The following is a 22,568-nucleotide window of genomic DNA, read 5'->3' as shown; positions in this document are numbered from 1 at the left end:
CTAATATCGGATTCAACAGAGAAAGGCGGCTTCTTCGGAGAGAAGGACCGCCTTTTTTTGCTACTTTTGCAGGTCTGTATTAAAAAGCGGTCTTATTTCCATGTCAACATGGGTAATAATGAAGGATGGAAAATGCAGAAATTGGAGAGGGGCGACGATAAAAATGGAGCAGAAGCAGGAGTATTTTTTCTACACAGGTACATACGCCTCCCGCACGGACACAGGGATATATCTGTGCGCCCTTGACGGGAGCAGCGGCGAGATGAGAATTGTAAACGGGACTGATGGGATCGAGAGACCGTCATTTGTGAGGCTGAGTCCTGATGGCTCCCGGTTGTATGCGGTGAGTGAAACGTCAGAGGGGCATTTATATGCTTATGCAGTGGATGCCGGGACGGGTGAGCTGCATATGCTGGACCGCCGCGCGACGGAAGGAGCCGATCCCTGTTATGTTTCCGTGACCTCGGACGGCTGTTATGTGCTGGCCACCAACTATTCAGGCGGCAATGCCGTCGTATATGGCATTTTGCCGGACATAGGGCTTGGGAATTTGCTGGCCCAGGTGAAGCATAGCGGCTCAGGTATCCGCAAGGACCGGCAGGAAGGCCCGCATCCCCATTCCATCGTGCCAGATCCGAGCGGGCAATATGTCATGATATGCGATCTGGGCCTGGATCAGGTTGTCGTCTATCGCCTGGAGGAAGGAAAGCTGGTGACGCATCGTGAAGCTCATCTTCCGCCTGGATCAGGCCCCCGCCACCTGGTATTCCATCCGACCAATAAATTTGCTTATGTATCCAATGAGCTGAATAATACGGTTACGGCGTTTATTTATAACGAGCAGACCGGCGAGCTTCAGCCGTTGCAGCATCTGTCTACTTTGCCGGAAGGAGCGGCTGTTCAGGACAATACGGCTGCGGATATCCGTGTGACGCCATGCGGTCGTTATCTGTATGTCTCCAACCGTGGGCATAACAGCATCGCCGCATTCCGGATCGACCAGGACAGCGGGAAGCTTGAGGTGATCGATTGGACGGAGACCTTGGGCGCCACACCGCGCAATTTCAATCTGCTGCCAGGCGGGTATCTGATCGCCGCCAACCAGGACGGCGGCAATCTCGTTTCCTTCGCCATCGACGGCGACAGCGGCCGGTTGCAGCACACGGGATTTGTACTGGAGATTCCAAGCCCGGTATGCATAGAGCCTGTGCAAAAGCCTGCGAGGTAGGGGCACGGACTTGCAATTCAAAAAAAGGCGTCATTACCAAAAGTTCTGCTGCTGATAATACGCCTTTTTTATGGTCTTTTGTTTCACTAATGGTTGTTACCCTGGCCTGTTCTGCTGCTGCTGTCGATGTTCGTGTAGTATAGGCGGAACACAATATCCTGGTTATAGTTGCCGAAGCCTGTACCGAACAGGGTCACTCCACCGATGTGCTCTGCGTCCTCGCTTACGGCAATGCGGAATTTCCACTGTTTGCGGGCAATCACCACTTCATCCAGGGTTATATCCGAGATACGGTTGCCGTCCATATAAGTTCCGTCCGCAGTCACCCGCAGCCGCTTGAGCAGCCCGTATTGGTTGATGACATCCGGCCACCAGGACGGCGTATACTTGCCCCGGTTGTCCCCGAAATCTCCCGGACTGGTCCAGACTCCCAGCTTGACATCGTTCAGATAAAAGGAGATATCCGACGGCCAGTTGTCGTTGGTGGAAGGCGCCTCCGAGGACAGCTCCATGGTGATTTCGAGCTCCTCCGGCTTTTGGCTGGCCAGCAGGAAGTTGGGGATTTTATACTCAATATGTCCCTGGCCGAACCATAAAATTTTGGCGTTCACCCGCTCCGAATCCAGGAAATAACGGGGCTCGTCAAACTCGCCGATGATTTTCTCCACAGTGGCCAGGCCGCAGGTCGGTTCAATATCGAAATCCGTATAATGGCCGACAGAGATTTCGGTCTGATGAAACTGGCGGGTGTCCTGCTCATGCAGCGGCAGGGTGATATGGATGCTGCCTACGGCCAGCGAGCATACCTTTTGCACACCTCCGCGGCCTGGCAGCATTTTGGTTGTAATGAGGGCAGCTTTCTCCAGTTTTTTGACATGCATGGTCATGATGGCGCTGCTAAGCCCCAGAGCTTCAGCCAATTCGCGAATGTTCATGGGCGAGTCCGCCAGCAGCCGGATCACGTTCAACCGCACTTCGCTGGCCAGGGCCTCGTACACGGGCAATGATTTTTCAGAAATATCGAGCTCCATACTTCCTCCATCTATAATAGTTTGACTTTATATAATTCATTTACATTTACATAAATAATAACCCTCTGTCAGTACAGACACAATCCAAAGCGAAAAAACAAGCGCCGCGTCTTCACGAACGCAGCGCTTAGTGAATGAATGCCGAATTACCGGTGCAAGGTGGTTGACGACGTCTCTGGCGCCTCCGCATCCGCGTCCTGGTTTTTCAGCCCATCCGTCTGAGAGGCTTGCAGGGCTTGTCCTGGCTGCTCAGGGGTCCCCGCATACGGGCGTTTGCTGCGCGGACGCTCGCGGGTGAACGTAAATCCGCTCAGAAGCAGGACAAGCTGAGCACCCAGAATATAAGGCGAGGCGTGCGGGCCGATCCATTGAAACAGCGCCGCAGCAGCGATCAGGAAGGACAGCACACTGGCTGGCAGACGGGAGGCCGTCACATCGATTCCGTTCTGACGCGGCAGGCATAACAGCCGGTATGCGTAAATGACGGCCAGCAGACCGGATAGGTAGCTCATCCATACGATCGGAAGCGTCATGCCGGGAGCGGGGGTTCCGGTCAATTGCAGCTCTGCTACGAGCCGCCAGGTCAGCAGCGCCAGGCCTGTAACGGCGGCAGGCGCAGCGGCCGGACGCAGTAAATTCCACAGGGCCGAGCCCCAGCCGGGAGCGTGAGTCTCCTTGAGCAGCAGCCGCCGTTCCTCAATCAGCTTGTTCATTTCCCGTTCCAGCGATCGATGAAGCAGCGAGATTCTGGAGCTGTCCCTGCGGTCAAGGCAGTTCTGGATTTCTTCCTGCAAATACGGGGTCAGATAGGGTGCGGACTTGCACTCCTGCAGGGCTTTCACAAGCCCGGAATCCCCGCCGTGTTCCGCTTGCTGTCCGTGCACGGCAGCATGAAGAGGCCCTGCAAGTCTTCCATATAGATATAAGGATTCCTGAAGCTCGTCCAGCCGCCGTCTGCGGGACAGACGCAGTTGCACTGCACTGTGGATATAGAGCCATACCATGCCAGCCGCAGCAGTGAGCAAGGCCAGAACGCCAGCCGGATGATCCGGTAAAAAGGCGGTTAGTTCCAAGGGGGTCAACGACAGCCCCTCCTTTCTATACTATAGATCACTATTACATATCCACTACAGCGGTTTCAAGGTAAGCCGTCATGAAACAGCTTCTATTTTAATGAAATTTGACACGCCATAAAGCCTGAATAACCTAATATTAGATGGAAGCCTGGGTTTCGTCTACACCTTCTTCTGGTGGGGGAAGCTGTAATTGAACAGGTCCGCAGGATTTGAACGGGGGCCCACGGTTTGCTACAATACGCTCGGACACCAGAAGTAATCATTTGAGAGCCTAAAGGCCTGGAACATATGCCACGCCGAGCTGCGGGAAAAAGGGAGCGATGACAATGGAACCGGAAGTTTTGCATGAAACACCGACGGTTGAAGAATATTTGGAGTTGAGGCAGGCTGCGGGCCTGTCTCCGATGAGTGTGGAGGGAGCCGGCATCGGACTGCCCAACAGCCTGTTTGCCGTCAGCCTGCGCATCGATGGCGAGCTGGTGGGCATGGGCCGTGTTATCGGGGATGGAGGCTGTTTTTTTCATATAACGGATATTGCGGTGCGCCCATCCTGCCAGGGGAAAGGATACGGGCGTCTGGTGATGAGTGAAATTATGAAGTATCTGAAGAAGGCGGCACCTCCCGAAAGCTTTGCCACTCTTCTTGCTGATGTACCGGCAGACAGGCTGTATGCAAAGTTTGGCTTCCGGCTGTCGGCCCCCGGCTCGGTGGGCATGTACTGGCGGCCGGGATGGAGCATGGAAGAAGGCAGGGAGTAGGACGGGTGGTTTAAGGAACACGGCTTACGGATAAGTAATAAGATAGCGGCGCAGTAGCTGCACGGAAATCATTCAGACAATGACAATCAGAAAAGAGGGATCGGCATGGAGAAGAAAATCATTTTGTTCGGAGCTACAGGCACGATTGGGCGGGCCATCATGCATGAGGCCTTGAGACGCGGACATCGGGTGACGGCAGCTGTAAGGGATACGGGAAAAATCACGGAGACGGATGAGCGTCTGCAGGTGGTGGAGGCCGATATTTTGCGGCCGGATTCCATCGCATCCGCTGCCCGGGGGCATGAGGTGCTGGTCAGCGCCTACGGGCCAAAATTCGGCGCGGAGGAGGAGCTGCTGGAGGTGGCGCGCACGTTGATCGAAGGAGTCCGCCGCGCCGGGGTGGAACGACTGATCGTGGTGGGTGGAGCCGGAAGTCTGAAGACGGAGAACGGGGAGCGGCTGATGGAAACGCAGGAGTTTCCGGAGGAAATCCGTACTCTGGCGCTGGCCCATGCCGACGCATTCGACATCTACCAGGGCTCCGACGTGGCCTGGACCTACTTCAGTCCAGCAAGCATTATTGAACCGGGCCGCCGCACCGGCAGTTTCCGGATCGGCACGGACTGGCTTGTGACGGATGAGACAGGGCACAGCCGGATTTCCGTAGAAGACTATGCCGTCGCGCTGGTGGATGAGATCGAGGAGGGGCAGTTTGTGAACGCCCGGTTCACAGTAGGTTATTAAGGTCTGCTTTATTGGGGGTGTTTCGGAAAGGTTGATGGAGAGTGCATATCCTGGAGAGGGTTTCCGGAAGGGGAGGTATTGAGATGGAGATCGTAACTGCGGAAGAAATGCGGCGGCTGGATCGGTATACGATCGACAGGTTGGGCATTCCCGCCATCAGTCTGATGGAGAACGCGGGGAAAGCTATCGCCGAGGAAGTGCTGAAGCTGTGCGGTTTGGGGGCAGCGCAGAATACCGTGCCGCAAGCTGCGACCGGTGCAGGGGACAAGCCAGAGCATGGCGGCATGATTCTGGCTGAAGAGAGCCTGGGACAGGAACGTGCTTCCCGTGAGCACTGGTACGTGCTTGCAGGCAAGGGCAACAACGGCGGAGACGGGCTTGTAGCAGCACGTCACCTGACGGATGCGGGGCTGCGCGTCACCATCATCTATGCCGTCCCGCCTGAAGAGCTGAGCGGAGAAGCGGCGGTTCAGCGCGATGCAGCTGCGGCGTCCGGTATACCGGCCTGCCTGTACGGCCGCGATCCGGTCGACTTCAGCCGCTGCACCGGCATCATTGACGCTCTGCTGGGCACGGGAACAAGCGGTGCCCCGCGCGCAAATTACGCAGCCCTTATTGCCGCAGCCAATGACAGCGGGCTGCCCATCGTGGCTGCAGATATTCCGAGCGGGCTGGATGCGGATACCGGCGAGGTCCATGACCCGTGCATTCGGGCGCAGGTTACAGTCTGCCTGGCCTTTCTGAAACGGGGGCTTGTCCAGTATCCGGGCGCGGGAGCCGCCGGCAGCGTAGTTGTGCGGCGCATCGGCATTCCGCAGCGGCTGGCTGCGGAGCAAGGCGTCGCCGTACGGCTGCTGACCGAGGAGACACTGCGCAGTCCGCTTGGCGTCGATGTCAGCCGCCAGCGCGACCCGGACGGCCATAAGGGCACCTATGGCCACGTGCTGGTCGCGGCGGGGAGCCTGCGTATGAGCGGCGCAGGCCTCATGACCGCGCGCGCTGCACTGCGCATCGGCTGCGGCCTCGTTACCTGGGCGCTGCCCGAGGTGCTGATGCCGCGCGTCATCGCCGCCGCGCCGGAGCTGATGCTCGCCGGCGCCGCACAAGGGCCGGACGGCGAGTGGAACGCCGGCTCGGCCGATGAGCTGCTGCGGCTCGCGCGGGAGCGGGACGTGCTGGCCGTCGGGCCCGGCCTCGGCCGCTTCCCGGGGGACACCGGCTGGCTGCGCCGCCTGTGGGAAGAGGCAGAGCTTCCGCTTGTCCTGGACGCGGACGCTCTGAATATCCTGGCCGCCGCCGAAGATGCGGCGGACTGGACGCGGCCGGGCCGCGCACCGGTGGTGCTGACGCCCCACCCGGGGGAGATGGCGCGGCTGCTGGGCGTGCCGACGCCTGAGGTGCAGCGCGACCGCATCGGCTGCGCGCTGCGTTATGCGCACGAGTGCGGGGTGACGCTCGTGCTGAAGGGCGCGCGCACCGTCGTGGCTACGCCGGACGGTGCCGCCTATGTCAACACCACGGGCCACGCCGGGATGGCTACCGGCGGAGCAGGCGATGTGTTGACAGGCATCATCGCCGGCCTGCTGGCGCAGGGGCTGGACGCCGCTCAGGCGGCATGCTTCGGCGTGCGGCTGCACGGCCAGGCCGGCGAGCGGGCTGCAGCCCGCCGGAACAACCCGGCTTCCGTCATCGCCGGTGACATTATTGATGCCCTATGATCATGAAGATCAAGGGCAGGATAAAGGCGAACATGATCGGGATAAAGGATTCCCGCATCCATCGTCTCCGGCAGGTCGTGTAAATAGCGGCAACGATGATCCCTGCACACACGTCTGCCGTGGAAATTCCAGTGAAGCGGGGCATAGAATAATAAGCAAGCATCAGAAACAGGCCGTACCCGGTTGTGAAATACAGGGCGGCCTGTTTGCTTTTATCCTTTATGTGCAGGTGCAGGCTTTCCGCAACTGCATCCGCAGCCAGGGCGGCGGGCAGGCCGAAGCCATAGGCCCAGATCTGAATGGGCCAGCCGTCGTTGTAGGTCTGTCCCGCCAGGGCCGCAAGCGGAATCTGCAGCCGCGGCAGCAGCAGTGAGAGCAGACTCAGCAGGGAAAAGGCAAGGCCGCCGCAGGCAAGCTTGCTCAGCGCATAGTGGCCGACGGCCATCCGCCAGGGCAGATTGGGCCGGTTATTGTTCATATTTCGCATCAAAGATTCCTCCTGAGACTAAAGAAAAACGTCCATCGACGTACATTCAAAGAAGACAGGCCACATTTGGCGAAAGTTTTTTCTTGCGATTATAGAAAATGCTCAGCTCCTGCTTATAACTCAACTCCCGCTCAGAGTCTAGTATCCAGAGTGAGACGGGTGTCTATAAGGTATAGTGTTTGGTATCTGGTGTCTGGTGTCCGTTGCCTGATCCCTGTTTTGTCTCTCTATACAGCCTTGTATGATTATCCCTTTCGCTCAGACTCTCGGTCAGTTTCACATCACCTAAACGCTCTGATTTCTCCTAAGATCGCCTCATCATCTCGAATCGATCTGCTTCTCCATAAGGAACGATCCAAAAAATAATAGACCATTCGATGGTCCTGAATAGCGTGACAACAGGCATTTTCGTGCCTCACCTGATCCGTTGTTTTCTTTAACGTCCTAAAGTATATTTTTGGTTCCCGGTTTTTTGTTTTTCTTTACCTGATCCAATAGGATAATCGTGCAAAGCTCCCGGACAGCGAGTTTGTATGCCTTGCCACGGTCGACGGGCGTATGACTGTCAAGCCTTAACTTTCGCAGCATGAAATCGGCAAACTTGCAAGGAGGGGATTTGAATTCCTCTTTAAAACCCGGCAGCTACACAGGTTTAATTGGATTTGCCCTCTGCGAAAGTTGAGTTATAAATTCTGTAACTTTAAATGAATACCGGCGAAAAGTTAGCAGGAATGCCGGGACGTGAAGATTACAGAAGGCTAACCGTTCCCTGCATTTCTTTTAACATTTATTGTGTAGGATGGTCTTCATAGGAATTTACGTACAGCGATGAAAGGCGGGGCAAGCATGATACAGGCTGTCATATTCAATTTGGAAAGCGCGCTGCTGGATCCCGGAGGCCGCCGGCTCTCACAGGGAATCAAGGATTTATTCCGCTGGATGGGTGTCGACGTCAGTCAGCAGAACATCAAGCGGGGCCTGGGGCTGACGATCCGGGAGCATATCGCCGGTACGCTGCGGCTCTCGGAGGTGCGGGCAAGCTGGATGGACCGCTTCGGCACCGAGCCGGGGCGCGCGGACGTTGATCATATCTATGCGGAGCTTGTTCCCGTGCTTCGTTCCCTGCTGCAATCCTCCACCCCCTGCAGCGGTCTCGACAAAGCGCTGCAGGAAATCCGCGATCGCCGCATCCAGTCCGGAGCAACCTCGGCCTTCACCAGCGATTTGCTGGGCAGCGTTCCGCGCCGTTCGCTGGAGGATAATGTGCTGGATTGTACGGTGACGCCCAGCGAAGTCAGCAGCGGACGGCCTTTTCCATGGATGGTCTATGAAAATGCGCACCGCATGCAGGTATATCCGCTCAGCGATATGGTCAAGGTCGGCGACACGCTTGCCGACATGCAGGAAGGACGGAATGCAGGGGTCTGGACCATCGGCGTGCTGGACGGATTCATGGACCGCATGGAAGGCATCGGACCCGGGGAGGCGGCTTATGAGGTCCAGCGCAAAGAAGCGGCCTATCTGCTGAAGCGAGCCGGGGCTCATCTGGTCATGGATTCGCTTGCCGATCTGCCGCGCATGCTCCGCGAAATCGAAATGCTGCAGCATACCGGCGGCCGCCCCTGATTCATGCGCTGCTCCTTAAGTGGTCACCATAGACCCGCCGTTGACATGGATCGCCTCTCCTGTCACATAGGAGGATTCATCGCTTGCCAGATATACGTAGGCAGCTGCCAGCTCATAAGGCTGTGCAGCCCGTCCAAGCGGGGTATCCGCACCGAAGGTGCTGACATTGTATGGCGACATGGATGCTGGAATGAGCGGGGTCCAGACCGGGCCCGGAGCTACACAGTTTACACGGATTTTTTGCGGAGCAAGTGATTGTGCCAGCGTTCGTGTCAGGGTGACAATCGCTCCTTTGGTAGCGGAATAGTCAATCAGAACCGGGTGGCCTTCATAAGCCACAACGGATGCGGTATTGATTATGGAGGAGCCTGGACCAAGATGAGGCAGCGCGCCCTGGATCAGAAAGAAGAACGATATGATATTGGTCTGAAAAACGTTGTAAAGCTGCTCCTCCGAAATGTCCATAATACTCTTTTTTTCATATTGAACGGCATGGTTGTTCACAAGAATATCCAGCTTGCCGAAGGTATGAATCGTGTCCTGAACCGCCCGGATACAGTTGGCCTTGTGCCGCAGATCCGTTTCGATCAGCAGGCAGCGGCCCCCGTGCTGCTCGATCCGCTGTCTCGTCTCCTCCGCATCGGAACGTTCGCTTAAATAAGCGATGGCTACATCCGCCCCTTCTTTGGCAAAGGCGATAGCGGCAGCTTTACCAATCCCGCTGTCCCCTCCCGTGATGAGGGCGGTTTTGCCATGCAGCCTGCCACTGCCGTGCAAAGAGGGATTCTCGCTGATCGGGCGCGGATTCATGAGGCTTTCCAGGCCCGGGAGCGGCTGCTGCTGAGGAGGGAAGGTGAACACCTGCTCCTTGCAGACCGTTTCTTTTTTGTAAATTGGGTATACGGGATTCATAAGTCCCTCCTGGGTGAACTGTTTACTTCCTAGTCTATGCGTACGCCCAGGAAACGTGAGCAATGCCTATTCTTATAGGCCAACCCTGGTGAAAAATGCTATGATCAACAGGGAGAGAATATGCATTGAATCATGGTGGCCCGTCCTCCAACTGAAGGATAGATGGAGGGAGTCACGGTCATGTCCGGGAGGGAGAAAGAAGATGAATGAACAGGTCTGTTTGCACCTGAACCCTGGGGACCGTCAGCTGCAGAAACTAGCCGGGTCCGACCCAAGCATGGGAGCGTTAATGAATGCTGTTGGCGAGCTGCGTATTCCGCTGCGGACGGATTATTTTGACGCGTTGGTCCGCTCTATCATCGGCCAGCAGATTTCGGTCAAGGCGGCGGTTACGGTACGTGCGCGGCTGAAGGAAGCGGCAGGCGTTCTGACGCCCGCCAAGGTCCTGAGCCTGGATCCGGAAGTGCTGAGGGGGGCTGGAGTTTCGCCAACCAAAATCAGCTATATGCATGATTTAAGCAGCCGGATCACCTCCGGCGAGCTTGATTTGCAGCGGCTGCCGCGGATGGATAATGATGAGGTGCTGGTGGCGCTGACAGCGGTGAAAGGGATCGGAAGGTGGACGGCTGACATGTTCCTGATTCACTCGCTGGGCCGGATGGACGTGCTCGTCATGGGTGATGCCGGACTGCAGCGCGCTGCACGATGGCTGCACAGGCTGCCTGAGCATGGGCAGCGCAAATATCTGGAGCAGGTCGGCCACCTGTGGGTGCCTTACGGAACGGCGGCTTCCTTGTATTTGTGGGAAGCGATTAACCTGGGCTGGGTGGATTCGGGTCAAGGTCCGGAAGTGTGGATTGACAATCATAATATATAGACTGAGACAGGGTGGCCTGGGGAATTCCCGGGCCGCTTTTTCTTACATCTGTATCCATGATTTCTAAAATAACACTTTAAGCCGATGAAGCACAACACAGTATAATAGAGGCTGTGGAAAGGGGCGGGATCGCAGCAGCTCGGGAATTAAATTATTAGATTCCATATTTTAACTGTTTGCTTTACTGCTCCTGCGGTATTATGACTTCCAGAATAGAAACCCCAGTTTAAGCAAGAATCGGAGTGAAGCAAATGTATCGTTTACTTGACATTGAGTTTGAACATGAGGGGCAAAAGCAGGTGATTACCCCGGTGCTTCTTCAGGATGAGGATGATTTCATCCTGGTCGATTGCGGTTATCCGAATTTTGTTCCTTTGCTGGAAGGGGCGCTCTCGAGGCATAGTGTAACATTTGCATCCATTTCGAAACTGATTGTCACCCACCATGACATGGATCATATTGGCGCGCTTGCCGGGCTCAAGCGGAGATATCCGCACATTGAGATCGTGTCCCATGAGATGGAGAAGCCGTACCTGGAGGGGACCCGCCGGTCGCTGCGCCTTGTGCAGGCAGAATCAACGCTGGAATCTTTGCCCCCCGAGGCCAGGCCTCAAGCGGAGCAGTTTATCCGTTTGCTTGAATCCATTGAGCCTGTCCCCGTGGATTATACTGTAAAAAGCAATGAGCTTTTTTCCTGGTGCGGAGGAGTTCAGATTGTTCATACTCCCGGCCATATGCCTGGTCACATCTCGTTGTATCTGCCTGGAAGCGAAACCTTGATTGGCGGCGATGTCGTGGTCATTGAGCAGGGGAAGCTGGAGATTGCCAATCCTCAATTTACCCTGGATTTGGAGGCGGCCGTGCGCTCTGTGCAGCTCTTGCTTGAATACGATATCAAGGAGCTTATTTGTTATCATGGCGGGTTATTTCAGGGGAATGTCAAGCAGGCGCTTGAGGAACTGGTTAGTAAGTACACTTCTTAACTCATGAATCACGGTAGGGTAGGAGTATTAATCTATGCAGGTAAGAAACAACTCGTTATCTTTTACATTAAATACATAGGCAATAGTTTCATTGTTACAAAAAAACAACCCGGACCGGATAAGGATCATTCCTTTGTCCAGTCCGGGTTCCGATTTTTGAGCCCGTAAGTTTGTTCTTTTTCAGAGATGTTTTACAACATAAAAGATTAAACAGATATATCATTCACCGTATAAAAGTTTAACCGGCTTACAGATCATCGAACCCGTTATCGTCGCCGACTTTGCCGTAGTTGCGGGATTTGGCTTCGAAGAAGTCGGTTTTGGTCGCGTTCAGGGCTTCATCCGAGAACGGTTTGATCCAAGGCATGCAGTTCACATCGACGCCTTCATAGGCTTTGTCCAGACCGAGCAGTCTCAGGCGCATGTTGGCCATGTATTTGATATAATCGGACAGCTCGTTCAGGTCGATGCCGCGCACTTCGGACAGCGTATAGTGAGCCCAGTTCGTTTCAAGCTCCACGGCACGGTCGATCGTTTTGTAGACATAATCAATATTCTCTTTCGTGTTCAGCTCAGGGAAGTCGGCGAGCAACTGCTTGAACACTTCCGCGAAGAAATAGCAGTGCTGGTTTTCGTCACGCTGAATATAAGAAATCATTTGGCTGGTCCCCATCATCTTCTGGTCGCGCGCCAGGTTGTAGAAGAAGGCGAACGTGCTGTAGAAGAAAATGCCCTCCAGAATCAGGTCAGCAACCAGAGCCTGGAAGAAGGTTTGCGGATTCTGATTATCCCGGAACTCCTGATAAATTTTCGAAATGAACGTATTACGCTCCAGCAGTACAGGGTCATGCTTCCAATATTCAAAGATCTCCTTCTGCTCCTGCTCGGAGACAAGAGAGGACAGTACGTACGAGTAGGATTGGTTATGAACAACCTCCTGCTGGCCGATAATGGCCGAAATCGCCTCCAGAGACGAATCTGTAAAGTAACGTTTCACATCGCCGACAAACATCGTCTGCATGGAGTCCAGCACCGCCAGCAGCCCGATATTGATTTTAAAAGTACGCTGTTCTTCCGCATCCAGAAGCGGGAACTGCGACGCATCCTTGGACATCGGAATTTCGTCCGCAATCCAGTGGTTGAGCAGCAGCACCTTGTACAGCTTGTACATATGCGGCATGCGGATATCGTTCCAGTTCAAAATGCCGGAGCATTCACCTTCAATGATACGGGTGGAGCGGTTGGGGGCTTCCGTGTTAAAAATCTTTTGCAATTGCATGGGAGACTCTCTCCTTTAATTAAGCTTGATTTATAGTTAAAGCTTTAAGCTTTTAGTTCAAAAAGGAAACGTAAAAAGCAAACCCCTCTCACGTTGCGGGAAAACAGGAAAGAGGGAGCCTGGCTTTCATTTATGTTCAAAACGATTGCTCGTATGATTCTATTTGCTCATGTCTATTACTCAAGTCTGTTACTCGTTTAATCGGATTACTCATTATTAGTCTGAGCGTATGGTTCGCTGCCCATATAGTTCGCTACTCGTATAGTTTGCTGCACGTATGATCTCTTTACACGTAAGGTCTTTATGAGTCGCATTATCTTTTTTAGCAAAACTCTGCTTTTTTGCTAAAAGCGCCATGGTAGAGCGTGTTGAGGCCACATTTGCGAAGCAAACAGGCCTCGACAACGCGGCTCCTTACACTACAGTAACTTTATGCTGCGTCATAGCTCCCTCCACCAAATTTGCGGGGGTCCAGGGGGCAGCAGGCCCCGCTGGGGTCCCCCTTGGCTAAGGGGGATTTAGGGGGATCGAAAAATCCTTTTATAAGATCTAAAGGCTAGGTTTATGACGCACAGCTTTCACACTCTTCAATCGTCAACGCGCGGCTGCGGACATAATACGTCGACTTCATGCCGGATTTCCATGCATGCAGATGCAGGTCAAGGAACTCGGTAGCCTTGATATCCGGGCGGACGTACAGGTTAAAGCTCTGCCCCTGGTCGATATGACGCTGGCGGGCGGCAGCCATATTGATGGAGGCATGCTGATCCACCAGGAACGCCGTTTTGTAGTACCAGATCGTTTTTTCGTTCAGATCCGGTGCAGGGTTGGCAATCTTGTAGGTCGTCTTCTCCTCATAAGAGAGCAGCTCATACAGCGGATCAATGCTGGCGGTCGAACCGGCAATGATCGAGGTCGATCCGTTAGGTGCGATCGCGAACAGCCAGGCGTTGCGGACGCCATTCGTTTTCACCTGTTCGGCAAGCTCCTGCCACTCGGAAGTCGTTACGAACTTGCCTTCACGTGTGCCGTCCGTGTAATGACGGGACGTGAAGTAATTTCCGTTCTCCCAATCGGAGCCTTCGAACTTCGCGTAGCGGCCTTTTTCCTTGGCCAGCTCCATGCTGGATTTGACGGCAAGGTAGTTGATTTTCTCGTACAGGTTATCGTTAAATTCCACCGCTTCATCGGATTCCCAGCGGATGCCCTCAAGTGCAAGCAGATGGTGCAGACCGAAGGTACCCAGGCCTACAGCACGGTACTGGCTGTTGGTGTATTGGGCTTGCAGCACTTCAATGTTGTTGATGTCAATGACGTTATCCAGCATACGCACCTGAATCGGTACCAGACGCTCCAGCACTCCGGCAGGCACCGCGCGTGCCAGGTGGATGGAATTCAGGTTGCAGACTACGAAATCACCAGGGATTTTGGAGATGACGATCCGGGTTTGCCCGTCCTTGGTTACAAGCTCTTCTTTCTCCACCACGGTAGGCGACTGGTTCTGCATAATTTCTGTGCACAGGTTGGAAGAGTAAACCATTCCATGAGCACGGTTCGGGTTCGCACGGTTCACCGTATCGCGATAGAACATGTAAGGCGTGCCTGTCTCCAGCTGAGATTTCATGACACGCTTCATGATATCAATGGCCTGCACCGTAATGCGTGGCAGCAGCGGATGATTGACGGCCTCCTCGTATTTTTCACGGAAGGAGCCTTTGCCCTGTTCTTCATCATAAAAATCTTCCAGCCCGAGCGGACGGCCGTTTTCGTCGGTCCAGCCCATGATTTTCTTCACTTCGTGAGGGCAGAACAGGCTCCACTCACCGCGTGCTTCCACACGCTCCATGAACAGGTCAGGCAGACACACGCCGTGGAACACGTCATGCGCGCGCATGCGCTCGTCACCGTTGTTCAGCTTCAGGTCCAGGAAGGCCAGAATATCCTTGTGGAATACATCCAGATATACGGCGATGGCGCCTTTGCGCGTACCGAGCTGGTCTACGCTGACGGCGGTATTGTTCAGCTGGCGGATCCAAGGGATGACGCCTGAGCTGGTATTTTTGTGACCGCGAATGTCTGAGCCTCTGGCACGGACTTTACCAAGGTACACGCCGATACCGCCGCCCATTTTGCTCAAGCGAGCCACGTCCGTATTGGAATCGAAGATTCCTTCCAGAGAGTCGTCCACCGTATCAATGAAGCAGCTGGAGAGCTGACCTGCCACCTTTTTGCCTGCATTGGACATCGTAGGGGTGGCAGCGGTCATGTACATATTGCTCATCGCCCAGTAGGCTTCCTTGACGAGCTCCATACGCTTCTCGGCAGGTTCTTTGTGCATCAGGTACATGGCGATGACCATGTAACGTTCCTGCGGCAGTTCCATGACCTTCCCGTCGAAATCGTTGGCAAGGTAGCGTTCGGACAAGGTTAATAACCCTATGTAATCGAACAGGAGGTCATTCTTCGGTTCAATGTGCTCCCCGAGCTCGTCGATTTGTTCTTTGGTGTAGCATTCCAGAAGCTCTTCGCGGTAAATTCCCTTTTTCACCATTTCGGTAATCAGGGGGTAAAACGCCCCGTAAGGCTCGTCCGGATAGGATTTATAACGGCGGTTATTGGCCGCTTTCTTGTACAGCGAAGTCAGCAGGGAACGCGCGGCGGCATATTTCCAATCCGGTTCATCCTTGCTCACCAGTTCAAGGGCGGACATGATGAACGCGTTGCTGATTTCATCACCTGTCACTTCGTCCCGGCGCAGCTTGGAGTTCACACCGCGGATGAGGCGGTCCTTATCCAGCTTATTCAGTCCCTGCAATACACGGTCGGCATAAACGGAAATCCGCATTTCGTCAAAAGCAAGCTGACGATTATTCGGTTTAACTACGAGTTGTGGCATGGAAGATTCCTCACTTTCATTTTTCTTATCACTGGGTCGGGTATCGGACAGTGATGTCTGCGGTTTGTGAAGAACTGCAGTGGTGATGCTTATGATGAAAAATAACCTGGGAGCGGAAGCCTTGCTTGCAGTAGATGATGTGCCGCGGATGCCCCGGACGGCCGGAGGGAATACGGTTTTACAGGGCCGAACGGCAGCGATCCGGAGAGAAAGTATATAAATCAGTCGACACAAGCCACCCCAAATAGCGCCTGGCTTCAGGAAAGAGGCTCTGCTTCAGGGGGGTGTCGAATTTTGGCTTCCGTACTACATTTAGGTGCTGCTTATCTACTTTAACCCAATATATTGTATCTGTAAACCGAAAAAATGAAAATGACACAGGCTCGATTATAGCACATGGAACGAGTTCTCCGCAAAGGAAAGAGTTTGGCAACGATATAAATCGACGTAATTAGGCCCTATGGACGAGTATGGTGAGAAAAGGCATATTTTTTGGATTGCTGTATTTGAACTGGGGGGAGGCTGACTGGTAAAATACATGTAAAACATGCCGGCTGTGGCAAGTGCCGGAAAATCGAAGGAGGCAGGAACATGGCTATCGCGGAAGTGACGGTCATCCCGATCGGGACAGGCAGCACCAGTCTCAGTACCTACGTTGCGGAAATGCAGCGCGTGCTGCAGCAGCAGAAGGGGATTTCCTATGAGCTTACCTCTATGAGCACGATCATCGAAGGCACCTTGGACGATGTATTTACCGCGATTGCGGCACTTCATGAGGCCCCTTTCATGACAGGGGCAAAGCGTGTCTCGACATCCGTCAAGATCGATGACCGCCGTGACAAGGAATCGTCCAGCGTGCTGAAGCTGCAGTCGGTTGCCAACAAACTGGCATATTCTGATAATGGCATCAAACCGTCTTGATTTTTATGTCCAGAGTTGTATAATCAGATCATGTCAGCCGGTGTTATCGGCTCTGCTGGTGTAGCTCAGGGGTAGAGCAACGCACTCGTAATGCGTAGGTCGGGGGTTCAATTCCCTTCACCAGCATACTTACATATTTATGCACGGCGCGGCTTCCTGGTTTTCGGAGGCCGCGCTTTTTCTTTAAATAGCTGAGCTTTCTCGTTTTCTACCCTTTAGTTGAGCCAAGTGATTGGATGAATGCTAGGTTTTTAGGAGAAGAGACATATGAGATCATAATAACGAATTCGCCCGAAAGTCGTTTGATAACAAGACCTAATCTTTGTATATTTTAATTTGCTTTTTCCTTTTCTATCTTTTTGAATCTTTCCAACATTCTTACTATATTGAGAAAAAGAGCGATTGAGAGTTCACTTGTACGCAAGGACTGTAGGTTGTGCTTTTTCTGCATCGCCTTTGCAAGAGTTTCTCAATGATCGTAATACTCCAATATGCCGAGTTTATCCAGTGTGGTTTAATTTAGATTTATTATCAGTGAAAAAGGTATAAAGTCCCAATCTGTCGAATCTTCTAGTATAAACATATGACAAAGGGAGTAGTTTCATGTTGAATCTTAATTATTTTATTGAATCGATTCCAAACATCGAGTCCAATGAAGAATTACGTGAACCTCAGATTATCGCCTATCAAAGAACGTATGAGCACTTTGTTATGAATAAGGAAAGGAACCATGCAATTATTGTCTTACCTACAGGTGTTGGTAAGACGGGGTTAATGGGAATATTACCGTTTGGTATTTCTTTTGGTCGAGTGCTTATAATAACTCCACAGTTGGTAATCAAAGATGCTGTTCTGGACTCATTGGATCCTGAGCATCCTAAAAATTTTTGGCTGACAAGAAAGATTTTTGAACGATTTGAAGAGCTGCCCTCAGTCATTGAGTACGAATCAAAGACAAGTGACTGGGCACTGGAACAATCAAATATCGTCATTCTTAATATACATAAACTACAGGAAAGATTGGATAGTGCCCTTATCAAAAGAGTGGACTCTAATTTTTTTGATATGATCATTATTGATGAAGCTCACCACTCTACCGCCAATACATGGGAAACATCTCTTGCTTATTTTTCGAATACAAAAGTAATAAAGGTGACTGGTACTCCTGAGAGAACAGATGGCGAAAAAATAGAGGGGCAACTTGTTTATAAGTACCCTTTAAGTCAGGCTATGGCGAATAATTACGTTAAAAGCTTGGAAAGAATACATTATGTTCCTGATCAATTGTTCTTTACAATTGATAAAAATGACAATACACTTTTTTCCTTAGAGCAGATCAGAGATATGAATTTGAAAGATGAGGATTGGATTACTCGTTCGGTTGCTTTTTCGGAGGAATGTAGTTTAAGAGTTGTTGAAGAGAGTATCAAAATTTTAAATGAAAAAAGGTCTACAGGAGTACCGCATAAAATAATTGCTGTTGCTTGTAGCATTTGGCATGCGGAACAATTACAACGGTTATATGAAAAAAACGGACAAGATGTGGCATTGGTTCACAGTAAGCTGCCGAAGGAAGAATTGAACATTAGACTTAGGTCAATTGAAAATCATAAAGTGCAGGTAGTCATCCACGTAGCTAAATTGGGCGAAGGATACGATCATAAGTATTTATCCATTGCCGCTATTTTTCGCCCATTTAGGCACAAACTCCCTTACGAACAATTTGTCGGGAGGGTTCTGCGTGCAATTGATCCTGATGAGGTACAGACTCCTGAAGACAATATCGCTTGCGTAGTTCATCATAAAGAGTTAGGTCTTGAGAGTCTTTGGAAATTTTACAAAGAGGAGAAAGAAAAAAGTGATGTAATTAAGTACATTCGCGATGATGATCCTTTATTAAATGACAGAGTTTCTCAAAAAAAGATTGAAAAACATACTGGAAGTGTTTTTGAGGATGGAAAAGGTTCAGTTGAACGAGATAGTTTTATAGATACTGAGCTTCTTAAAGAACGAGAAAGAAGGCAAAAAATAGAAGCAGATAAGCTTAAAAAACTTAAAGAGTTGTTGCCAAACATACCGGATGAAGCATTGCTACAGATGGTAAGAAGAGAAGAGGAGGGATCACCCTCGTCTAAAATTCTTCGGCCTGATAAATACTTGTTCAGAAAAATGAGAAATCTGGACGACAGAATAAAAAAAGAAATGGTCCCAGAAATTATTTTGGAATATAATATTCCAATGGACGGTTCCCAGTTAAGTATATCTAAACTTTTCACTGGTAAATACAAATGGATTTCTAAGAAGGTTAATAACAACGCAGGTATGCTTGCAACCTATCTCGAATATAGACTAAATGAACAAGTCGGTATTAGCGACAGATCAACATGGTCTCCCGAGGAATACGACTCTGCATTAAATCTTATCGAGGATCTTTTCATACTTGTAAAGAAGATTCTTGACTCTGAACATAAATAGAAAGGTTGTGGGAAATATGCATTTGGCATTTAAAACTCTTTATGATTTGGAACACGGCCATATACTTTTTCCTTCGGAATTAATCGAAAATGCAAAACTATCGAATTATGAGTATGTGAATTTTCACAAGAGTTTGGATGGCTTAAATGTTGAATGTCTATGTCATTTAGATGACGGAAGTAAAGTGCTGTTTACATACTATTTTGATTTTGAAGACAAATTAATGCGTTTAATTTCCGACGATGGAGTCTATACAGAGGTATTGTTTGATCGTAAGTTAGAAATCCAAAAACTTAGGGAAAAGTTAACTATAAATAGTACACGAAATCTGATTAATAATTGACGGAGTTAGCATAAACAAGCCTCGGGTCCTGCCCGAGGCTTGCTTATGCTATAATTTGGATTGGACAACGGGTGGGAGTCACGGCGCAGCCTTCTGCAAAGGAGGTGATTGACACCGTGACGGCTCTTGGTGCGTTTTACATGGTCTTGAAAGTAATCGCGACATTGCTAAGCCTATGGTTTAGCTCTCGTAAGCTTTACCGATGGATCAGAAAAAGACGTAACAAGCGCAAAACCCACCGCTAAAGGTTGACCGCCTTCGGTGGGCTTTGCTGCTAGATAGAGCAAGTGCGCGCTGTGAGGCACACCTCGTTGTTCTGGGGGAGGGTTAGTGCCTCCCTTATTTCTATTGTTATGTTACCACACCAATATTATTCAGGCAATGCGGTTTTGCAGCTCCTTGGCGGCTGCTTCTGTTCGCTGAGCGGGGATAATGTTAAAAAATGGTTGATAATTACTTTTACCCAAATTATCATTTAGTTATCCAATTATGAGGGCGAGTGATGAAGATGAAAACGTATAATTTCTTCTTTGATAATAAAGCAACTTTACAGGTGCGGAAAGGATAAAAAGGTATCAGGGAGGAAGCATAGTGGCTGACAGGTTATTCGAAGAGCCGAGGCTTGCTGATGTTTACGATTTATTTGATTCGGCGGAACGTCCGGATCTTGACCCGTATATTAAAATGGCGGACGAATTTGGTGCTCAATCCGTGATTGATCTCGGTTGTGGAACCGGTAATCTGGCCTGCCGCCTTGCGGCGCTTGGCAAGGAGGTTATTGGAATCGATCCGGCCGCAGCTTCGCTCAAGGTTGCAGGCCGCAAGGCGTTTGCAGATCGGGTCACATGGATTCATGGCACAGCCGAGGCGCTTGTCGGATTACAGGCGGATTTAATAACAATGACCGGAAACGCCGCGCAAGTCTTCGTAACGGACGAAGAGTGGATGTCAACACTTCGTCAGTGCCGTAGTGCAATTCGACCGGGCGGGAGGCTTGTATTCGAGGTTCGGGACCCTTCGAAGGAAGCTTGGAAGGGCTGGAGCCGTGAGGAGTCTTATCAGGTGATTGAAGCGCCTGAAATCGGAAAGATAGAGACGTGGGTGGATCTTCTCGATGTGCAGCTGCCACTGGTTTCGTTCCGTCACACATTCGTTTTTCATAAAGACGGGACAGTACTGACCTCGGATTCGACTTTGAGGTTCCGGAGCAAGTCCGATATTATTGCCTCTTTATTTAGCGCTGACTTGCTTGTCGAAGAGATTCGGGATGCCCCGGATCGCCCTGGATTGGAATTCGTCTTCATCGCCCGCTGCCCGGACTAAGATACATTCATGCTTTCGAAGGAAATATTTCATTATATTTATCAACTTTCAAGGCTCTGCTGGCAGATCGCTAGCAGAGCATGTTTGCGTTCTTTACCTTTTATTTTCATTAACAAGCTTTAAGACAGGGCTAAGAGAGTCCTGAGTATAGAATTTACCTCCTGCTAAAGGTGTAGTCACTTCGTTGTGATCGAAAGCTTCAAAATCGTCAGGATGTGCTATCTGATAGGTTTCACAGTTATTGACTAGTTCTTGTAAATCTTCGTAGTCTTTTGCTGGTCTTGGGAAACATAATACATCGGGATAATTAAGCACATATACATAAGTATCAGTTACTTTATATTTCATGATCTTTGTCCCTTCGATAGTATTTCTGACTATAAAGAAGGCCTTCAATTACGCTAAGGATCCTATGTATAGGGGGAGGCCAATAGAAATTATTAGAGATTATCTGGCTTATAAGGAAGTGCTTTGGGTACGGGGATAACTATACAAAAAAATATAAGCCTCAGGACCTAGCCAGGGCTTATTTGTGCTATAATTTGGATTGGACAACGGGTGGGAGTCACGGCGCAGCCTTCTGTAAAGGAGGTGATTGACACCGTGACAGCTCTTGGTGCGTCGTAACAAACGCAAAACCCACCGCTAAAGGTTGAGTGGCCTTCGGTGGGCTTTGCTGTTCCACAGAACAAACGCGCGCCATGAGGCACACCTCGTTGTCCTGGGGGAGTGTAGCGCCTCCCTTATTTCTATTGTAATGTTACCACACTGAAATTATTCAGGCAACGCCTTAAAACGCCAGGGTCTTTGTCCTCATCATACGAAGATTTTGGTTCGATTCCTGACCATGCATTATTTCAGCCGTTTAAGCAGCTGGTATGCACCAAGCCGGATCATGGCTATGGTGATGATAAAACCAATGAAGCTTAACGTATGGTTCCATGGAGCGTTATAATAGTAGGTGTGCATGTATACAAACAAAGGCTCCAGAACATATGAAAATATGGCTGCCACCACAACCGTTGCTGCCAGGAATGTGCTCCATTTTCTATAAAATTGGCATAGAAACATGAATGTAACGGGAAAAACCGCAAAATCTGCTGGGAGGTACTGTATAATTACAGGAGTTATTTTAATCGGATACCCCCATAAGTTAAAAAAAGTGCCCAGACTATCGAGTGTGTCGGTCACTACCATAGTTATCAAGCCAACGATGATAAGCTCTCTTCCCCGTTCTTTATCGGCATATTTCCACCAAAGGATCCATGGAACAATGCTGGATACCAGCAGGAGCCACCACTGCCAGGTCCCCAGTGAATGCGCCAGCCAATCATTCGTGCTTACGATCTTGAGTATTTCCTTTGCTTTTTCGAGATCATGATGTGCGGTCACTATTCAATCTCCATTCATCAGCTTCCTGTTATGTCATCGATTAATCGTTCAGCTTTCCGACACCCAGTGCGTTATGATGCCAACATATTTCTTCGATGTCCTTCTCCTGGGCCGCGTCGCAATTGACCATGATGATTAATTCAGTGTTGCCTTTGCGGGCGTTGATTTTATAGCCTCTTCGTTTCAGAAAAAACCATTTGATTGCAAATCCGAGCACACCCCCGACAATCAATCCCATGAGCGCCCAAATAATAGGGCCAAAAGGCAGCACAAAACCATATATGGAGCCAAGCAGCATCAGGATGGTTCCCAGTACCAGCGCAAGATCGATCATACTGTGGCCGTCGGCATGATGCATGGTATCGAACAATAAGAGCTTCTCGTTTCTTCTGTCCAGCGGAATGGCAGCGATCTGCTCCCTGGGGATGCCATAATTCTCGATTTCCGAAACAAGCAGTTCTGCATATAAAGAATGTTGGCAAGCTGCAACAATGTACAC

Annotated in this window: 21 protein-coding genes and 1 tRNA gene; 13 read left to right on the top strand and 9 right to left on the bottom strand. The window is 51.0% G+C overall.

Translation table 11 applies throughout. The annotated features are described in order from the left end of the window. The first annotated feature begins 163 nt into the window (after positions 1-163). Positions 164-1,228 carry a lactonase family protein gene (locus ACE5KN_RS25520; RefSeq protein ID WP_375526293.1) on the top strand — a complete coding sequence of 355 codons (1,065 nt, stop codon included), beginning with the start codon at positions 164-166 and terminating at the stop codon, positions 1,226-1,228. An 86-nt stretch (positions 1,229-1,314) separates the two neighbouring features. Here the strand turns inward: ACE5KN_RS25520 and ACE5KN_RS25515 are convergent, their stop codons facing one another. Further along, a complete protein-coding gene (locus ACE5KN_RS25515; protein WP_375526292.1) occupies positions 1,315-2,259 on the bottom strand; it encodes an ArsR/SmtB family transcription factor in 945 nt (314 codons plus the stop codon). A 146-nt stretch (positions 2,260-2,405) separates the two neighbouring features. Further along, the gene (locus ACE5KN_RS25510; RefSeq protein WP_375526291.1) at positions 2,406-3,341 is read right to left on the bottom strand and encodes a hypothetical protein; all 936 of its coding nucleotides are present in this window, start codon (positions 3,339-3,341) and stop codon (positions 2,406-2,408) included. 320 nt (positions 3,342-3,661) lie between these two features. Here ACE5KN_RS25510 and ACE5KN_RS25505 point away from each other — a divergent pair, with 320 nt between their 5' ends. The 3 genes from ACE5KN_RS25505 to ACE5KN_RS25495 all read left to right on the top strand — a co-directional run bounded on the left by ACE5KN_RS25505 (position 3,662) and on the right by ACE5KN_RS25495 (position 6,555). Beyond that, positions 3,662-4,093: a GNAT family N-acetyltransferase gene (locus ACE5KN_RS25505; protein ID WP_375526290.1), complete on the top strand. Its 432-nt coding sequence runs from the start codon at positions 3,662-3,664 to the stop codon at positions 4,091-4,093. A 105-nt stretch (positions 4,094-4,198) separates the two neighbouring features. Continuing rightward, positions 4,199-4,837 carry an NAD(P)-dependent oxidoreductase gene (locus tag ACE5KN_RS25500; protein WP_375526289.1) on the top strand — a complete coding sequence of 213 codons (639 nt, stop codon included), beginning with the start codon at positions 4,199-4,201 and terminating at the stop codon, positions 4,835-4,837. Between the two features lie 83 nt (positions 4,838-4,920). Further along, a complete protein-coding gene (locus ACE5KN_RS25495) occupies positions 4,921-6,555 on the top strand; it encodes an NAD(P)H-hydrate dehydratase (RefSeq protein ID WP_375526288.1) in 1,635 nt (544 codons plus the stop codon). Here the strand turns inward: ACE5KN_RS25495 and ACE5KN_RS25490 are convergent. Continuing rightward, a complete protein-coding gene (locus ACE5KN_RS25490; RefSeq protein WP_375526287.1) occupies positions 6,539-7,042 on the bottom strand; it encodes a hypothetical protein in 504 nt (167 codons plus the stop codon). The two genes, ACE5KN_RS25495 and ACE5KN_RS25490, sit on opposite strands and share 17 nt — an antisense overlap. Before the next feature lie 846 nt (positions 7,043-7,888). On the opposite strand from ACE5KN_RS25490, the gene ACE5KN_RS25485 reads away from it, so the two are divergent. Further along, a complete protein-coding gene (locus tag ACE5KN_RS25485) occupies positions 7,889-8,668 on the top strand; it encodes an HAD hydrolase-like protein (protein WP_375526286.1) in 780 nt (259 codons plus the stop codon). A 15-nt stretch (positions 8,669-8,683) separates the two neighbouring features. Here ACE5KN_RS25485 and ACE5KN_RS25480 read toward each other — a convergent pair whose 3' ends face one another. Further along, on the bottom strand, positions 8,684-9,580 hold the full coding sequence (locus ACE5KN_RS25480; RefSeq protein ID WP_375526285.1) for a glucose 1-dehydrogenase: 897 nt from the start codon (positions 9,578-9,580) through the stop codon (positions 8,684-8,686). Positions 9,581-9,782: 202 nt separating this feature from the next. Between ACE5KN_RS25480 and ACE5KN_RS25475 the strand changes: the two genes are divergently transcribed. Next, positions 9,783-10,457: a DNA-3-methyladenine glycosylase family protein gene (locus tag ACE5KN_RS25475; protein WP_375526284.1), complete on the top strand. Its 675-nt coding sequence runs from the start codon at positions 9,783-9,785 to the stop codon at positions 10,455-10,457. A 251-nt stretch (positions 10,458-10,708) separates the two neighbouring features. Beyond that, positions 10,709-11,440, top strand: a complete 732-nt coding sequence (locus ACE5KN_RS25470; RefSeq protein WP_375526283.1) for an MBL fold metallo-hydrolase — start codon at positions 10,709-10,711, stop codon at positions 11,438-11,440. A gap of 247 nt (positions 11,441-11,687) precedes the next feature. Here ACE5KN_RS25470 and ACE5KN_RS25465 read toward each other — a convergent pair whose 3' ends face one another. Both ACE5KN_RS25465 and ACE5KN_RS25460 read right to left on the bottom strand, forming a co-directional pair. Continuing rightward, a complete protein-coding gene (locus tag ACE5KN_RS25465; RefSeq protein ID WP_375526282.1) occupies positions 11,688-12,719 on the bottom strand; it encodes a ribonucleotide-diphosphate reductase subunit beta in 1,032 nt (343 codons plus the stop codon). Between the two features lie 562 nt (positions 12,720-13,281). Then, positions 13,282-15,615, bottom strand: coding sequence for a ribonucleoside-diphosphate reductase subunit alpha (locus ACE5KN_RS25460; protein ID WP_375526281.1), 2,334 nt, complete (start codon positions 15,613-15,615; stop codon positions 13,282-13,284). A gap of 91 nt (positions 15,616-15,706) precedes the next feature. Between ACE5KN_RS25460 and ACE5KN_RS25455 the strand changes: the two genes are divergently transcribed. The 6 genes from ACE5KN_RS25455 to ACE5KN_RS25430 all read left to right on the top strand — a co-directional run bounded on the left by ACE5KN_RS25455 (position 15,707) and on the right by ACE5KN_RS25430 (position 20,677). Then, entirely contained in the window at positions 15,707-15,835 is a 129-nt protein-coding gene (locus tag ACE5KN_RS25455) for a hypothetical protein (protein ID WP_375526280.1), read from the top strand. A gap of 371 nt (positions 15,836-16,206) precedes the next feature. Further along, positions 16,207-16,536, top strand: coding sequence for an MTH1187 family thiamine-binding protein (locus ACE5KN_RS25450; RefSeq protein ID WP_375526279.1), 330 nt, complete (start codon positions 16,207-16,209; stop codon positions 16,534-16,536). Between the two features lie 54 nt (positions 16,537-16,590). Beyond that, positions 16,591-16,662 (top strand) — tRNA-Thr (locus ACE5KN_RS25445). 477 nt (positions 16,663-17,139) lie between these two features. Next, positions 17,140-19,011: a DEAD/DEAH box helicase gene (locus ACE5KN_RS25440; RefSeq protein ID WP_375526278.1), complete on the top strand. Its 1,872-nt coding sequence runs from the start codon at positions 17,140-17,142 to the stop codon at positions 19,009-19,011. Positions 19,012-19,027: 16 nt separating this feature from the next. Beyond that, the gene (locus ACE5KN_RS25435) at positions 19,028-19,354 is read left to right on the top strand and encodes a hypothetical protein (RefSeq protein ID WP_375526277.1); all 327 of its coding nucleotides are present in this window, start codon (positions 19,028-19,030) and stop codon (positions 19,352-19,354) included. Between the two features lie 591 nt (positions 19,355-19,945). Then, positions 19,946-20,677: a class I SAM-dependent methyltransferase gene (locus ACE5KN_RS25430; protein WP_375526276.1), complete on the top strand. Its 732-nt coding sequence runs from the start codon at positions 19,946-19,948 to the stop codon at positions 20,675-20,677. Between the two features lie 93 nt (positions 20,678-20,770). On the opposite strand, the gene ACE5KN_RS25425 is transcribed toward ACE5KN_RS25430, so the two are convergent. From ACE5KN_RS25425 to ACE5KN_RS25415, 3 genes are all read right to left on the bottom strand, one after another. Further along, positions 20,771-21,025 (bottom strand): hypothetical protein, encoded by a 255-nt coding sequence (locus tag ACE5KN_RS25425; RefSeq protein WP_375526275.1) that lies wholly within the window; start codon positions 21,023-21,025, stop codon positions 20,771-20,773. Positions 21,026-21,529: 504 nt separating this feature from the next. Then, a complete protein-coding gene (locus ACE5KN_RS25420; RefSeq protein WP_375526274.1) occupies positions 21,530-22,069 on the bottom strand; it encodes a CBO0543 family protein in 540 nt (179 codons plus the stop codon). A gap of 40 nt (positions 22,070-22,109) precedes the next feature. Beyond that, a complete protein-coding gene (locus ACE5KN_RS25415) occupies positions 22,110-22,568 on the bottom strand; it encodes a hypothetical protein (protein ID WP_375526273.1) in 459 nt (152 codons plus the stop codon).

It is taken from the genome of Paenibacillus terreus, from assembly GCF_042138595.1.
In the GTDB taxonomy this organism is placed as follows: Bacteria; Bacillota; Bacilli; order Paenibacillales; family Paenibacillaceae; genus Paenibacillus; species Paenibacillus terreus.
This window is presented reverse-complemented; position numbering and strand designations above follow the sequence as displayed.